This window comes from Veillonella sp. AF36-20BH (genome assembly GCF_003602765.1).
GTDB classification, from domain to species: domain Bacteria; phylum Bacillota; class Negativicutes; order Veillonellales; family Veillonellaceae; genus Veillonella; species Veillonella hominis.
Map to the genome: position 1 here is coordinate 181,774 of NZ_QTLR01000002.1, position 15,345 is coordinate 197,118.

Consider the following 15,345-nt stretch of genomic DNA (forward strand, 5'->3'; position numbering starts at 1 on the left):
TAGTAAATACGCAATATTGTTAAAATACATTTAGGAATAATAAGTCTATTCATAATACAAAAGGACTATACAGTTCAACTGTATAGTCCTTTCTATGTCTTTATGTAAAATTATTGATTTGCGCTTTCTTGTGCTTTTTTGATTTCCATGTATTTAACCATGCCATCAACAGCTTTTTTAGCTTCACGCATAGCCAATACTACGGTAGCAGGTTTGTGAACAACGTCACCACCTGCAAATACGCCTTCACGACTAGTCATACCATATGGATCTTCAGATGTAATAATATAACCTTTTTCATCTACTTTTAAGTTATTACCTTCACCTACAAGACGAGCATTTGGTTTATGACCTGCGGCGATAATGATTTTATCAACAGGCATTACTTGGAAGTTACCAGTGCCGTGGATACCTGCACCATCTTCGTTAAGTGCCATCACTTCGTATTTGAAGCCTTCTACCTTATCTGTACCTTCTACGCCTACTGGAGAAGCGAACCATTGGAATTGAACGCCTTCAGCACGAGCTTCTTCGTATTCAGACAACAAGGCTGGCATTTGTTCTTGACTACGACGATATGCTACAGTTACCGCTTCGCAGCCTAAACGGACGCATGTACGAGCCGCATCCATCGCTACGTTGCCACCACCGATGATGATAACACGATCGCCTTTTTTAACAGGGATTTGAGCTTCATCAAGCTCGCCATTTTCTACCAATTGTACATTCGTCAACAAGTACATCGCTTGGAATACACCATGCACTTCATCGTTTTCCATGCGCACTTCTTGAGGAATATGTGTACCAGTACCGATAAAAATAGAGTCAAAACCTTCAGCAAAAAGATCATCCAAAGTTTTATCTTGACCAATAAATGTATTACATACGAATTTAACACCTAAACCTTCAAGACGAGCGATTTCACGACGTACAACGGCTTTGGACAAGCGGAATTCTGGAATACCGAATAAGAGTACGCCACCTGGTTCAGATTGGCCTTCAAATACAGTTACCTCATAACCGAGTTTAGCCACATCACCAGCTACGGACAAACCTGCAGGCCCAGAACCTACTACAGCTACCTTACCGAGATCTTGTTTGATTTTCTTAGGCTTGCGAAGTTCATTGATGCTTTCAAAGTCAGCCGCGAAGCGTTCCAATTTACCAATGTTAATAGGCGGTTTTTTCGCCTTATTCATGATACAGTTGCCTTCGCATTGATTTTCTCGTGGGCATACGCGACCGCAGATAGACGGTAAATTTGTTCGTTCCGCCAAGATATCATTAGCTTCACCAAAATTACCACGTGCGATAGCTTGGATGAAACGAGGTATTTCGTTTTCAATAGGACAGCCCATACGGCACAAAGGCTTTGGACAATTTAAACAACGTTTTGCCTCTGCGAGCGCTTCCTCCATCGTATAATCCGCATCAAAATGTAGTGGTTTTAATTCGTTACTCATGGCACATGCCTCCTAACAAGGATCCAGTACTATACTTACAGCGTTGCATGCACCTAAGCATTCCGATGAGCCCTCTCACATAGGGACGCCGCCACATGCTGCTAACATTTATCTTTTGTAACCATTTGATAGACGTGTGGTCACTGGTCAGACTCACACTATTCTATAGTATATTCTAAATTGTGAAAGTCCCAACAGTCAAGCAATTATCACACCTTTGGTATGCCAATATAGCCCCTATACTTGCAAGGATTGCATAGAAAAAGAGGCACCAGTAGGCCTCCCCCCCTTTCATAGCGATATATAGCTCAAGGTTTGGTTTAGGATTGTTTTTTAAGATTAAATATGTGTGCGAATAAAACCTTCTGTGTGTTTTGTTTGAGATTTAAGAAAATGATTATGACATCGCTAATGTAATACTGATTTAGCACTACCTTAGCAAAACAATTATGTAATTAATAACATAATTGCTTTAGTACTATATGCAAGATTAAACTATGTTAATATTTACATATAACTTGATACATATATATTGATATAATATAAACAGAGATTTACGACTTTTGTACGCTAATCACAGCCAAATCTATCCTGAATTTTGACCAATGTGAGGCTCCCTATGAACACAGCAGAGTTTACCAAAAAATACTATATTGATCGCCGAGGATCTCATTCCAGAAAATGGAACGGACAACAGTTAAAATTCAATCGAACTGACCTATTACCACTATGGGTTGCGGATATGGATTTTATGCCGCCTCAGTGCATCCAAGAGGCGATTTGCAACTATGTAAAAGCCAATCCTTTAGGTTATACCATGACAAATCCCGATTACCTAAAGGCTGTCATTAGTTGGTATAAGCGCCGCCATCGTTGCATAATTGATGGTAGTTGGCTCACCAGCGCACCTAATGTCATTACGGGCATTATGTGGTGCATAGCAGCTTTCACAAAAACAAATGATGCCATCGCAGTGTTAAGCCCTGTGTACGGCGCATTCGACAGTAGCGCCAGCGATGCGAAGCGGCAAATCATCGCCGTTCCCATGACACACAACGAAGATAACCGCTATGCTGTTGATTACGCGGCCTTTGAAGCGGCTATCGTCAAACACGATGTTAAGTTATTCATTCACTGTAATCCGCACAATCCAGTAGGCCACGTATGGACTTTAGAAGAAATGGATCGACTATTTAGTATCTGCCAGCAACATAAGGTCCTTATCATTAGTGATGAAATCCATCAGGACCTCATCACGGGACTTAAACCATTTACATCTGCATTAACTGTGTCTAACGGAGCGTATACAGACAGGCTCATCGCCATGTCCTCGTTGTCAAAATCGTTTAATATGGCTAGCCTGCACCACGCAGAGGTCATTATCCCTAACGAAGAGTTGCGAAATCATTACAACGCCTTTAAAGCCCTTGTATATCATACAGATTCGGACGTCATTGCCGAGGCAGCCATCACAGCTGCCTACACGCATCCAGAAGCAGAAGCATGGCTAACGGACCTACTCGCTGTAGTGAAAGAAAACTATGATTATATGTACAATAAACTACTTGCCAACTTGCCTGAACTTCGCATTAGCCCTATGGACGGCACCTATTTGGCTTGGATCGATTTTAGCGCTTATCTTAAACCAGAGGAAATACATGATTTCTTTGAAAATAAATGCGGTATTGCACCAAGCTTTGGTGAATGGTTTGGTGGTGAAAGCTACGCAACCTTTGTGCGCTTGAACTTGGCCACAAGCCTTGAGAACATCAAAATTGCTACGGATGCTATCCTACAAAACATTTAAATATTTCAGGTTTAAAATAATAGTTAACTTTCAATATCACTATATAATCAAAAGAGGCAGTCACAGCTGTTTATAACACGTCTATGACTGCCTCTTATTATATTTAAACCTACTTTTAGCTAATCATACGTTACTATTAACGACATCTAAAGTCTTTATTAGGAGTATTAAAGCAATTATTTATCAGGAGTATTTGAAATAATCGATTATTCGGAACGTTTGAAAAGCCTTTTAGCAGGGATATTTAAATAGCTTTTACTAAGAATGTTTAAAATGGCCTTTTAGTAAAGATATTTAAAATAAAATTTACTAAGAACGTTTGAAATGGTCTTTTGCAAATTGCATGTCTTGTACTAATTCTAATGTACCAAGGTAATTATTGTTTTGGTCGCGCACCGCCATATAGTTTACATAGAATGGACGACCTACCTTTTCAAGCCATACCGCCACATTATCGCGTTCCCCTTTGCGGAAGGATTCAATAATACCGCGTACGATAGGCTCTATCTTTGGAGGATGGCAAGAGTATACATCGCGACCGATAGCTGTAGTAGGGCGTTTAAAGACCTTTTCACCATCGTTGAAGTAACGGTTAATGTCTTCGTGGTCAACGAAGGTTACTTCCATTGGCATTGTATTAAGCATGGCATTTAATTGATCTACAGTTAAGCTACCACCTATTAGAGCAATAGTATTATCATCGCCACTTGCTTTTGTTGTTTGTGTAGCTAATGCGGCTTCAGCCTCTGTCCAAACAGTGCGTTTTACCCCAAAGATTTCTTCATACTGCGCTGTATCTTTGTAGATTTGATACCACTCTTCAGTACTAAAGTTCTCTGCACAAATTGGGAACAAGATATTTTGCTCTTTATAGATCATCTCTTGAACACGTGTGAGAAGACCATCAAACTCTTCGTACCAAGCATCATCAATAGACTTAGCACGAGCTAGACGACCAAAGCCATCGCGAATATCGTCATCAACCGTCCACATAACCATGGATGGGCCAGAAATATCATAGGCTACTTTCAAATGTGGATATAAAAGGTCGCCCTTCTTAGCGTAGTGAATAGACACTTGGCGCACTTCGTTCACATCATCTACCGTAGCAGTTTTATCGGCCACCTTAACCTTTGTAGCTTCAATCAACGCATCAAGAGCTTTGTTTTCTTCTGTTAATCGATTGAGTGGATGACCTACTGTTTCGACTAGCGTTACTACGCTTTGACTTTTTTCTTGTGCTTCTAGTACAGCCTCAACCTTAGCGTGTTCAGACTCCATTTGTTCATGGATAGTGGAGCCGTGGAACAAGGCAGAGTGAAGGTCACATAATTGTTGAACCTCTGCTAGTGGTGTGCCTTCACGCATAAGGCCTTGTTCAGCTTTCATGATTTCACTAGCCTCAACATGGGCGAATTGACTAGCAAAGTCTTCACGAACCGCACCAAGGTCTTCACCTGTGCCTAAACGTTTCAAGAAGCCTTTGAGCTGCTCTACTCGTTCGCTATCTTGAACAGTATCTTCAGCCTTAGTTTCGGAATCTTCATCAGTATTAGCTGTCGCTGTAGTAGATACTGGTTCACTGTTTTCTACTGCATTTGCTGCAACTGTACTAGATGCTACGTTAGCAGATGTGTCCGTAACATTAGACTTTGTAGCCGTTGCAGTAGGCGCTACGCCAGGATGACCCGCAGTTTCCGCATCATCACCAGATAAATTTGGCATTTCACCTTCTAAGGTAAAGCCAGCTTTCATGAAAGCGCCCACGATATCGATCATGGATACGCCTTTCATCTTAGCCCCTTTCGGGATGGTCATGATTTTGCCAACAGAGTTCAACATCACCTTGTTTGTGATTTCGCTGAACCCTAATTCTTTCATAATATCTGCTACTTCAGGATATTCTTTTACCAAATCATATACAGATTTGGATAGATCTAATTTCTTTTCCATTTTGAGCCCCTCATGTCAAAATCTTTATAAAATACTTACTAATATTAATGAGCCCCTATACGTAAAAATCTCGCATATAAGGCTATCTATTTACTGTGAAAGGTCTATATATAATGACCTATGAATCTATGATAAACGATATCGATTAGAAAATCTGTATCCGTGGCAATACTTTTGAAAGTAATTCAAAAATTTTCAAAATATCATGTAACGCTTTACCAATAGTAACTCTTTACCAATAAAATAAATTATACACTTAAAAACAGTAAAAAGAGATAAAAATAACGGATAGATGATTATCCATCCCAGCTCATACATGAAGGGAGACACATCAACTATCCGTTATATATTTAAATTACTTGTCTATTACTATTACTGTTATTGTTTCTGTTTCTGTTTCTGTTTCTGTTTCTGTTTCTGTTTCTGTTTCTGTTTCTGTTTCTAACAAGTATACCACTTAATCATGATGTGGTTTCAATGCTTTTTCGTAATTTTCAGAAACTTTGTCCCAGTTAATAACGCGGAAGAATTCCTTGATATAGTCTGGGCGACGGTTTTGGTAGTGCAAATAGTATGCATGTTCCCAAACGTCCAAACATAAAATTGCTTTTTTACCTTCCAATAGAGGGTTGTCTTGGTTCGCAGAGGATGTCACTTCTAGCTTGCCATCTTTGTTAACTACAAGCCAAGCCCAACCGGAACCAAAGCGTGTAGCTGCCGCAGTAGAGAAGCTTTCAACAAAAGCATCGTAGCCACCAAGTTCAGCATCGATAGCCTCTTTCAAAGGACCTTGCAATTTAGAAGTATCTGGTTTTGTCATGATGTCCCAGAACATGGTGTGGTTCTTGTGACCGCCACCATTGTTGATAACTGCTTGACGGATATCTTCAGGCACATTAGCAATATCGCCGAGAATACAGTCTACACAACCATACGGAAGATCAGGATATTTCGCGATAGCAGCGTTCAAATTATTAACATAGGCTTGATGATGCTTGTCATGATGCAATTTCATTGTTTCAGCATCGATAACAGGTTCAAGGTAATCATATGCATACGGTAATGGTGCGAGTTCGAAAGGTTTCATAGTAGTCCTCCTTAAATTTAGGGCATAGAACAATGCTAACTATTTCGTATCATCGTTCTTGTGAAAGCGATTCGATGCACCTGCATCGGTAATATAGAATCAATCTACTAGCATAGCATATATACTTCAAGAAGAGACTGATTATCCTAACGTAACCAGAAGTTAGGATATAATATTTTAGCTAACAAATTGATATGAATTATCATTTTTTATCTAATTGTACACATTATATAGAAAAACGTCAATATAAAAGGCGAACATAAAAGGCCATAGGAACTCCTACAGCCTTTCATTAGTTGATTATTATGTGACTTTTGATCAGCAATATCACATAACTTTATATAAATTTGATCCACAAGTTAGTCAATGATGCACTGACACATTTTCATGGTTGTTAATGCCGCTTGATGGGACTCCTCTGTTACGCCAGCACAACAGCTCGAATCGACGTGAATTGGAATCTCTGGCAAGCCTGCTTTCAGCATAATCGCATTGGACACAACACAAATATCTGTACATAAGCCGATGAGCGTAATCGATTCAATAGAATTTACCTTATCCATACCCTCTAACCGAGTGAGCAACTCAAAAGAGGCAAAGTTTGGTTTATCTACAAAGGATACAGGACTCATAATTGATCGACCTTCTGCAGCCTCAATCAATCCATCCACAATATGCCAGCCCTCGGTATTTTTAACGCAGTGTGGCACTGGTAAAAGTTTCCCTTCTTGACGCTCCAAGTAATCCCTATCATGCGTGTCACGAGTAAAGATAATAGGACCATCAAAGCTTTCAATTTTCTTACGCACATTATCTACGATTAACTGTGCTTGCGATGAACCAAGTGCACCATCTACAAAATCATTTTGCATATCGATTACTACCAGAACCTTTTGCATAGCTCCTCCTGTATATAGCTACAAAACAAAGTACTTATTTCCAATCAATATTATTTATACTCTTTATTCTTTATAACATCAATAGTATCTACCAACTCTATAAATTGTTATCAAGTTGTTGTGAAAGTGTCATCAAATTGTTATGAAAGTGTTATCAATGAGTCATCGAAACCCACCTCATACTTTATCGACAAGTAGATATATGACGGACTTCTATTCTTCTACTATAGCATGTTGCACGCGATTTGGTTCATTATGTGCCAGTTTTCCTGCCGCTGCTGCCGCTACAGCACCTACCAAATCATCGAGAAATGTATTACAATGCCCGCCCTCTTCACTATCTAATTTTCTGATAATACCTGGCTTCACCTTATCTAAATATCCATAATTTGTAAAACCAATGGATCCATACAAATTAACGATGGAAAAAGCCAAAATTTCATCAATACCATATAGGCTTTCATCATTAGCAACAATGCGTTGCAATGGCTGAGATAATTTATTCTGCTCTGTCAACTTATCAAGCTCTATGCCCGTAATAATTGCATTATGTACCTCCCGTTTAGATAGTACAGACGCCACGCTATCTCTACACTCTTCAAGTTTTAAATTCGGCATATATGGTTTTTGTACATAAAAAACAAGCTCTGCAATGTCCTCTATTGTGACACCCCGTTCAGCGAGAAGTTCGTAAGTATATCTCTCTAAATCTTTTGTAGCCTCCATAAGTCCTCCTTTATCATTTCTTTAGATTGTTATCAGATAACATGACAATACTAACGGGAATCGTTACAACGAGCGCTTCATCAGTATCAACATGCTTAGTATTCCAAGCCGCCTCTTTAGCAGCTTCCTCAAAAATTGGGTACGCTTCACGATCTAGCTTCCAATTATTAGGACCCGCTTCAACAGCTACAATATTACCCTTATCGTCCGTCTTTATCTCTATAGGAACGATTAATGTTCCGTCTGCACTCGTTTCAAAAGCCTCTGGTGGAATGATTACGTTATAAGAAATCTGTTGTTGCAATTCATAATTACGCCTGTCCGCAGGCTTTACATCTGCAGCTAGAGAACTAATAGGACTCATCATAGATACTAATAAGGCCAATAAAATAACACGGTTAACCATAGTTTCCTCTCATCTAAAAACTCTCTTACTATATGCATTATAAGTTGATTATACCACGAAAAAATCCCTACCGAATTTTTATCGGTAGGGATTCCTTAGATTAGATTTTCTTAACCATTTCAGATTTCAATGCCATCGCACCGAAGCCATCGATTTTACAATCGATATCGTGACCGTCGCTTGCATCGGTGATGAGACGAATATTTTTTACGCGCGTACCTTGTTTTAATACGCCCGCACCTTTTACTTTGAGGTCTTTTACAACAACAACTGTATCGCCATCAGCGAGCTCGTTGCCGTTAGTATCGCGAATGATACCCGCTTCAGCTGCAGCTTGTGCGTCAGCCGCTGTCCATTCGTTGCCACACATAGGACAGATAAACATATGACCGTCTTCGTATGTGTACTCATCGCCACACTTAGGGCAGTTAGGTAAATTTGCCATTTAGATCTCCTTTTTCACTACATAATGAAAGTATTATACCATATGATAACTATGATTATAAAAGTCTTATAGATGCTTCCATGATGATACATTTAAGCATTCCCAAACGCTATTGTAAGCCAAATTCAAAATTCACCATTACAGTTGTCGCTTTCTCAACACCAATATTACCTACATTCCATACTATATTTTTAGCAACCTGAACTAATTCCAAATAAGCCGTGTCATCAGATAGGTCTTGATTAGGCGTCAATTCAACAGAAATAACATTTCCTTGAACATCTGTATTAATAATCAATGGAACACTATACGGTCTATCACCCATCTTTTTCATTATCTCAACTGGAATGAATTTCTGTTCTTCTATTTTACCCACAAACGAAGAAAGATCATTGCTATCTAGTTCCATGTCATCTGCAAAAACATGTAAAGGACTTAAAACAACTAACAATAAAAACAAACATATAACTCTAAACATAAACGTTTACCAACCATAACACACAACACAATAACTTCTATTAAGATATATTCTAGAGACTGTCAATTTACATCGTCCTTAGAGGATATTATAAAATTAAATGGAATATAAATAACAAGCTCTTCTTTAACATCAATATCCCCTATATTCCAAACTGTATCTTTTGCAGTCTGTACTAATTTTGAATATATCTCATCATTAGATATATACTCATTTGGATCTAACTCAACAGAAGTAATACGTCCTTGAGAATCCGTTCTTACCTGTAATGCAAAACTATAATCTTTATCAATCTTCGTTCTAAGGACTTCAGCCGGAATCTTTAACTGAGACTGTATCTGCTCATTAAGAGAGAGTTCTATATCAAGCGTGTCCCTCTGATAATCAGCAAAAGCATTAATAGGACTCAAAACAACTAGCAATAAAAATAAATATAAAACTCTAACCATAAAATTTCACCAATCATAACACACAACATAAAATTATTATTGAATTTTATATTAACAAAACAAATAAAATATGTCCATTTATCTAAGCCTCAATACGCTAAGGTAAATAATGACAATTAAAAGTTCATGGATAATTATAATAAAAACAAAGAAAGCACAGCGCTACTAGCGCTGTACTTTCTTGAGTGTCATCATTAACTATACTAACATCTTTTTCTACATCGTATACCAATAAGTATACTATTACGCAAGTCGTCTCCGTAATATAGCATATAAAATCATACTAATAATAACGCTCATAACAGCTTGAATAGTATTAGTTAAAATACTTGCAATGGCTACGCCTGGATCAAATACAAAGTATTCGGCGATAAAGTAGCCTGCTACGATAACAATACCGCCTACGATAGTTGCTACCAAGGCAGAGGTAGTTGTCTTATTGTTATAGACAGTACCGACAAGATAGCCTTCAATGCCTTTCACCACGAAGGTGATGGGTACAAAGACTGCATAGCCGAGGAATAAATCAGCTAGCGCCGGGCCGATAGCACCAATATAGGCGCCATATTTTCGACCTAATAATAGAGCTGACGTCATAATAACGACATCTCCTACATTGAAATAGCCGCGAATGCCAGGTACTGGGATTTTCGTGTACATGGTAAACAATGTTGCGAGGGCAATCAATACGGCTGTGAGTACTAACGCGGACGTAGTACTGCGGGTTTGAACGTGTTGCATAGCGTCCTCCTTATAAAAAATAGACATGTGACTATATCCATCACATGTCTATACTATATACCTTTATAGTAACACCTGCAAATAAAAGAAATTAACAATATTTCCTTAGCAAATTCTATCGCCATTTACTTTCAGAATAAATACTCTTCACTAGACTTTAACTTAATATAGATACCATTTTATTATCCAGATTCCCTCAAGCAGCGATGATTAATCAGAAAGGAACTAGCCATGAACATTTTAATCATTTACACCTATCCTAATCATCAAAGTTTTAATAATGCTATTCTGAAAGTAGTGCAACAGAATCTTTCAAAGGATCACAATGTGAACACCTTGGATCTATATGAGGAGCAATTCGATCCTATATTGCGATTTGATGATACGCACAAACGTCGAGATTTAAGTACTGTGCCAGGCATGGAAAAGTATCGCAATATGATTACTTGGGCAGACCATATCATCTTTATCTACCCAATTTGGTGGAGCGGTATGCCCGCAATGCTCAAAGGCTTTATCGATCGCGTATTTACAGCAGGCTTTGCCTATTCATACGGTAAAAGAGGCCTTATAGGTCATTTACAAGGAAAATCAGCCTGGATTATCACCACACATAACACTCCCGCCTTTTTAACGCCGTTTATCCAAGACTATGGCAAGGTATTAAAAAATCAGATTCTGAAATCCTGCGGCATCAAACCGGTTACACATACCCAGTTGGCGGGCACGGAAAACAGCTCAGACGAAAAACTCCGGCGCTTCTTAGACAAAATCGCTAATATCGCCGGAAGTATATAAAATTTCTAGTATACTATGATTTTTTACCAAAGATTACTTGGTTGCCAAAATCAAAAATAAATTTACATTAGACTGCTTACAGTTTGCTCTAAGTCAAAAACAAGCTGTATACGAAAATCTCCCCAATTATATAGATATTACTCTTCAAATCTCTCTTCTACATTGTAGAGAACCTCACAATCACACCCGCCACCTTCGTTAATAATCCAGGCTAGTACACTTTCAACATCTACGCTCTGCTTTTCCAAAAATTCTCTTGTGAAAGTCAAACTATGATCGCAACCATCATTTGTCTCTAATTTCTCATCTACATAGTCAAAGAGATTCCAAAATAGCTCTTCATCCATAGGCAGATTATCTTTAAACGATTGCCTTTGCTCATCAGCATAAGCCTTTAGCAATTCCTTTTTACGCGCTTTGTCCATTATAACCACCTTTTTAACAAATCGAAACTACTGCGTGGCCCTTCGCTTCTAGCACTTTTTTATAGAACACCTTCATCTGCTCGAAGTCATGGAGAAGCTCATCTATGATTTCCTCCTCTTCTTCGTCATAGTCCCAAATATTTGGGTATAACTCAGCCTCTTTACAGGCTTTCATATCGAAAGATTCGAGTGCTTGATCATATCAAACTGCTCTAGAGCCGCTACGATATCAGCTATTTGAGAATGTTCCGTATAGGCCATATAGTCTGATAAATCCTCTATAGACGTTACACCAAGCACAGCTTGACTAAGTGGATTATCATCTATTCTATGATCAGTACTCACACCAGTAAGCACGAAGTGAAGGACATCCCACATCTTATCGATGTCGAGCAATAACTCGTCCTCATCGCTCCACTCTTCAACGGTTTCAAAAAGATCCTTCTTTGATGAGCCTAACCCTTTGAGTTCTTTTAAGCTTTCATCACTTATACAATTATAATTTGCAATGAGTCCCATACTCTAAAACCTCCCTAGATACTCAGTAATCTAAAACTTACATAGTTACTTAGGAATCTATAATCTCCATAAATGCCGAATAATTCGAAGCCTCCACTGATAGTTAGTTCTCTATCTCTGTCAACAATTCTAGCAACGTAACCTCATATTTGTTATTTTTGTCTAACAATGGCTTACATAATAGAAGCACTTGTAAAGAATAGTAGTAGAAGCTAAAGAACAGATCATCCGGAAATACCTCTTCTTCCTCATATCTAAGAACATCTTCATCTTCATCATATTCTTCAGGCCAAAGATACTCTTCGTTGAGCATATCCTCAAAGTTCGATAATTGATCTACATGTTCTAGCATAAGACCATCTCTAATACACTCAGCAATAATGATGAATAATTCAGCTAATTCTTTTACTAAATATCTTGCGATCTCATTATGGCCTTGTTCTTCAACGGCTTTTTTAAAAATACGTAATAAAAAAATCAACGCAAAGGGCGTAGCATGCCATAAAGTCGATTGATGCTCAATGTTTTGGGCCAGCTCTTCACCTGCCGCATCAATGGCATCAACGTCCTTCATATCCCACAACACCTCAAGATGAGCAGGAAAATCTGTAGCACGGCCGTAAGTTGTGGTCAAACGATGCCAGGGTATATCACTGACTTTCACAGTTTCTATATATGTTTGAGTTGTTGCATTCATCGCATCTACTCCCTTTTTTAGCGCAATAATTATTGGTGAACAATATCTTTCACCAATTCATTAGTATCTATCAGGCGAATTCTACCTCTTCTAGGCTCATCTGTAATCTCGGTGTAGATATCGTCCAATGTGCCTGCCGGTGCTAGTTTCCACAGCTTGCACGGATACAGTTCAACAGCCCCAATGATTTCTAAATGGTCTAGCAATAGGCCTAGATCTTTATGATTAAACCAACAGTCGGTATCGATACCGAAATTTGTATTATCTTTACGACAGGAAATTTGACTATTTAAAAAATCATCCATACTAGGTTTGTGCGCTTGTAAAAGTCTTGTACAGGCCAAATGGTACTCGATTTTCCGCGGTGATTGATCCACGTCAGATACAAAAATAGCTCCATACTCGTTTTCAAACTTAACAGCTAATACGTCACCTACCTTAAAATGAGGTTCTCGCTTTGTTTTAGATTTACGAACCTTTAGAGGCTTTGGATTTTCACTTTGTAGTTGTACGGCTAATGTATCTAACACCTTTTGCCGTTGTTTGAGCGCCTTACTATCAATTTCTAGCCAAAACTCATGAGCGCCCTTCGCGATTATGTCTAATGCTTTCTCTTTGATATCCTGCGGCAGATGACCTATCTTCCACAGCGAATAGGCTACGGCAGTCCAATAAATTTCTGTATAGAATTCGTCAGTACAAAAATTCTGCTCTTCAGCCAGAATTTCTGAAACAATGGTATCAATACTGATACCATCTCTATAGCGCTCAACAATCAAATTATAAATATCATGGCCATCATCACTATCTATGATTTTTACTCCATCAATAGCCATATAATTCTCCTTTTAAACAATACGTCTAGAAAAACAGATTATGTGATTCTGTAACGGTTCCATCATCTTCATGGAAATAACAAATATATAAAGGAGCTCGATGTGCAGCGTCATAGAATTTTTGTAATTCAGCAGCCACATTTGCTTCTAAAGGCATGCCTAGCACCTGAACAACGGTTTCCCATACATCCATTTCTGTATAAGAAGCGATTTGATCATGTCGCTCATTGGCATAGGCTTCAAGAGTAGATATGTCCGTATATTGGCTGGCGTCACAATAATCATGCCAGCAAATGCTATACACCAACAAATGGATTAAATCATCTACACTTTCAGCTATACGACCACATTCCCCTTCGCTACTCATATATCCGATAGAGCCATCCTCTAATTGATGATATTCGCCACCGGCACCATCACGAGCAAAAGCTACTCCGTCCACGGAAAAGGTACATCGCCCCTCTACCTCATCACGTTTTGTAGGTTCATCGAGTAAAAAGAAATCAAATAGAGCATCAAAATTTGCTGCCAAGCTAGAATCTTCACACAATAGTTTTAAATAATCCATATTCTTCCCTCTTATTGATTCTCTCATCTCTCTATTTCATCTATTATTTTCTCGTAATTCTAATAATGCAGAAACTTCATCCATGTCGAGATTAAACATATTACTTTCAAGATCAATTGGCTCAAAATAGTAGCGAACCGTATCCGCCCCAAATTCGTCGTTTAATTTGGTCCATTCTGTCCCTGAAAGCACGGTAAATCCGAGCGTATCATCGCCAAGGCTTTCAGCAAACCAGCGCACCTCATAATCAGGTTTAACGAAGTCGTTGAAATATTTGATGGTAACATCCCGATTTTTCTCATCACCGTAAGGAATTAAGAGTTCTTTATCACCCTTTTGTAGCACAATATCATCACCATAGGGCTTGTCATTGCTAACGGTTTGAATATCAATAGGCTCATCCATCATATCATTGAAATAGCGTACCACATCTTCGTCATTCTCGCGCCAGTCAATCCAGATGATAGCTTCGGAATCAAATAAATCATCTAAATCCATATCATGACTGAAGAAATCTTTGACTAATTTATATATATCTTCCATAGTCTCTCTCCTGCATATCACTTATATTTTTAGGTAGAATACAACACCAGTATCACCACTTTAAAACAACCCTATAAGGTTTCGTATATCACATCTTGTTGAGCCGTGAAGTTTTCATCAAAAGGAACCAAAACATATAGATGTCCTGCTGAGGATTCTCCCACATCATAGCCTAGTGCAAATACATCGTAACAACCTGATTTATCCAGCATTATATCCGTTAGCGTTAGTACAACAGACTCTTCTTTCGGTATTTCCTTTTGTATGAGCCCCTTCGCCAGTTGGTCTAATTCATCTAATTGAACATATAATTGCTCCCATATTGATAGTGAAAGTACATCATCTTCAGTATAACCGGTACAACTAATATTAAGTTTTTTAAAGGCTTGTCCTACATTCTCTAAACGATTAATGCCCAATCGGCGAGATACAAAGTAAACGCCATACGGTTCTTCAGACCAGCTTTCAACATTCCATAATGTCATTAATTCCGATTTTCTCATTA

Annotated in this window: 18 protein-coding genes and 1 pseudogene; 2 read left to right on the forward strand and 17 right to left on the reverse strand. The window is 38.5% G+C overall.

All coding sequences use genetic code 11. From position 1 onward, the window contains the following. Window positions 1–110 precede the first annotated feature (110 nt). Window positions 111–1,463: an NAD(P)-dependent oxidoreductase gene (locus tag DW000_RS03375; RefSeq protein ID WP_120055027.1), complete on the reverse strand. Its 1,353-nt coding sequence runs from the start codon at window positions 1,461–1,463 to the stop codon at window positions 111–113. A gap of 619 nt (window positions 1,464–2,082) precedes the next feature. On the opposite strand from DW000_RS03375, the gene DW000_RS03380 reads away from it, so the two are divergent. Then, window positions 2,083–3,270: an aminotransferase class I/II-fold pyridoxal phosphate-dependent enzyme gene (locus DW000_RS03380; RefSeq protein ID WP_120055029.1), complete on the forward strand. Its 1,188-nt coding sequence runs from the start codon at window positions 2,083–2,085 to the stop codon at window positions 3,268–3,270. 309 nt (window positions 3,271–3,579) lie between these two features. Here the strand turns inward: DW000_RS03380 and DW000_RS03385 are convergent, their stop codons facing one another. The 9 genes from DW000_RS03385 to DW000_RS03425 form a co-directional block, all read right to left on the reverse strand. After that, window positions 3,580–5,223: a DUF438 domain-containing protein gene (locus DW000_RS03385; RefSeq protein ID WP_120055031.1), complete on the reverse strand. Its 1,644-nt coding sequence runs from the start codon at window positions 5,221–5,223 to the stop codon at window positions 3,580–3,582. Between the two features lie 457 nt (window positions 5,224–5,680). Further along, on the reverse strand, window positions 5,681–6,310 hold the full coding sequence (locus tag DW000_RS03390) for a superoxide dismutase (protein ID WP_120055033.1): 630 nt from the start codon (window positions 6,308–6,310) through the stop codon (window positions 5,681–5,683). Window positions 6,311–6,669: 359 nt separating this feature from the next. Further along, the gene (locus tag DW000_RS03395; RefSeq protein ID WP_120055035.1) at window positions 6,670–7,209 is read right to left on the reverse strand and encodes an isochorismatase family cysteine hydrolase; all 540 of its coding nucleotides are present in this window, start codon (window positions 7,207–7,209) and stop codon (window positions 6,670–6,672) included. A 213-nt stretch (window positions 7,210–7,422) separates the two neighbouring features. Then, the gene (locus tag DW000_RS03400; protein WP_120055037.1) at window positions 7,423–7,935 is read right to left on the reverse strand and encodes a phosphatidylglycerophosphatase A; all 513 of its coding nucleotides are present in this window, start codon (window positions 7,933–7,935) and stop codon (window positions 7,423–7,425) included. A gap of 13 nt (window positions 7,936–7,948) precedes the next feature. Beyond that, on the reverse strand, window positions 7,949–8,341 hold the full coding sequence (locus tag DW000_RS03405; protein ID WP_120055039.1) for a hypothetical protein: 393 nt from the start codon (window positions 8,339–8,341) through the stop codon (window positions 7,949–7,951). A gap of 100 nt (window positions 8,342–8,441) precedes the next feature. Then, window positions 8,442–8,786 carry a zinc ribbon domain-containing protein YjdM gene (locus tag DW000_RS03410; protein ID WP_120055041.1) on the reverse strand — a complete coding sequence of 115 codons (345 nt, stop codon included), beginning with the start codon at window positions 8,784–8,786 and terminating at the stop codon, window positions 8,442–8,444. Between the two features lie 109 nt (window positions 8,787–8,895). Then, window positions 8,896–9,195, reverse strand: coding sequence for a succinylarginine dihydrolase (locus tag DW000_RS03415; protein WP_165850979.1), 300 nt, complete (start codon window positions 9,193–9,195; stop codon window positions 8,896–8,898). Between the two features lie 131 nt (window positions 9,196–9,326). Next, window positions 9,327–9,713: a succinylarginine dihydrolase gene (locus DW000_RS03420; protein WP_120055045.1), complete on the reverse strand. Its 387-nt coding sequence runs from the start codon at window positions 9,711–9,713 to the stop codon at window positions 9,327–9,329. Window positions 9,714–9,956: 243 nt separating this feature from the next. Further along, on the reverse strand, window positions 9,957–10,454 hold the full coding sequence (locus DW000_RS03425; RefSeq protein ID WP_120055047.1) for an ECF transporter S component: 498 nt from the start codon (window positions 10,452–10,454) through the stop codon (window positions 9,957–9,959). Window positions 10,455–10,685: 231 nt separating this feature from the next. Between DW000_RS03425 and DW000_RS03430 the strand changes: the two genes are divergently transcribed. Beyond that, window positions 10,686–11,252, forward strand: a complete 567-nt coding sequence (locus tag DW000_RS03430) for an NAD(P)H-dependent oxidoreductase (protein ID WP_120055049.1) — start codon at window positions 10,686–10,688, stop codon at window positions 11,250–11,252. A gap of 137 nt (window positions 11,253–11,389) precedes the next feature. Here DW000_RS03430 and DW000_RS03435 read toward each other — a convergent pair whose 3' ends face one another. The 7 genes and pseudogenes from DW000_RS03435 to DW000_RS03465 all read right to left on the reverse strand — a co-directional run bounded on the left by DW000_RS03435 (window position 11,390) and on the right by DW000_RS03465 (window position 15,343). Further along, entirely contained in the window at window positions 11,390–11,677 is a 288-nt protein-coding gene (locus tag DW000_RS03435) for a DUF2695 domain-containing protein (protein ID WP_077707788.1), read from the reverse strand. Between the two features lie 72 nt (window positions 11,678–11,749). Beyond that, window positions 11,750–12,196, reverse strand: a pseudogene (locus DW000_RS03440) (DUF1877 family protein). Between the two features lie 103 nt (window positions 12,197–12,299). After that, window positions 12,300–12,893, reverse strand: a complete 594-nt coding sequence (locus DW000_RS03445) for a hypothetical protein (RefSeq protein ID WP_120055051.1) — start codon at window positions 12,891–12,893, stop codon at window positions 12,300–12,302. A 29-nt stretch (window positions 12,894–12,922) separates the two neighbouring features. Beyond that, window positions 12,923–13,729: a hypothetical protein gene (locus DW000_RS03450; RefSeq protein WP_120055053.1), complete on the reverse strand. Its 807-nt coding sequence runs from the start codon at window positions 13,727–13,729 to the stop codon at window positions 12,923–12,925. Window positions 13,730–13,754: 25 nt separating this feature from the next. After that, the gene (locus DW000_RS03455) at window positions 13,755–14,297 is read right to left on the reverse strand and encodes a hypothetical protein (RefSeq protein WP_120055055.1); all 543 of its coding nucleotides are present in this window, start codon (window positions 14,295–14,297) and stop codon (window positions 13,755–13,757) included. A gap of 36 nt (window positions 14,298–14,333) precedes the next feature. After that, window positions 14,334–14,840, reverse strand: a complete 507-nt coding sequence (locus tag DW000_RS03460; protein ID WP_120055057.1) for a hypothetical protein — start codon at window positions 14,838–14,840, stop codon at window positions 14,334–14,336. 71 nt (window positions 14,841–14,911) lie between these two features. Further along, window positions 14,912–15,343: a hypothetical protein gene (locus DW000_RS03465; protein ID WP_120055059.1), complete on the reverse strand. Its 432-nt coding sequence runs from the start codon at window positions 15,341–15,343 to the stop codon at window positions 14,912–14,914. Window positions 15,344–15,345 lie beyond the last annotated feature (2 nt).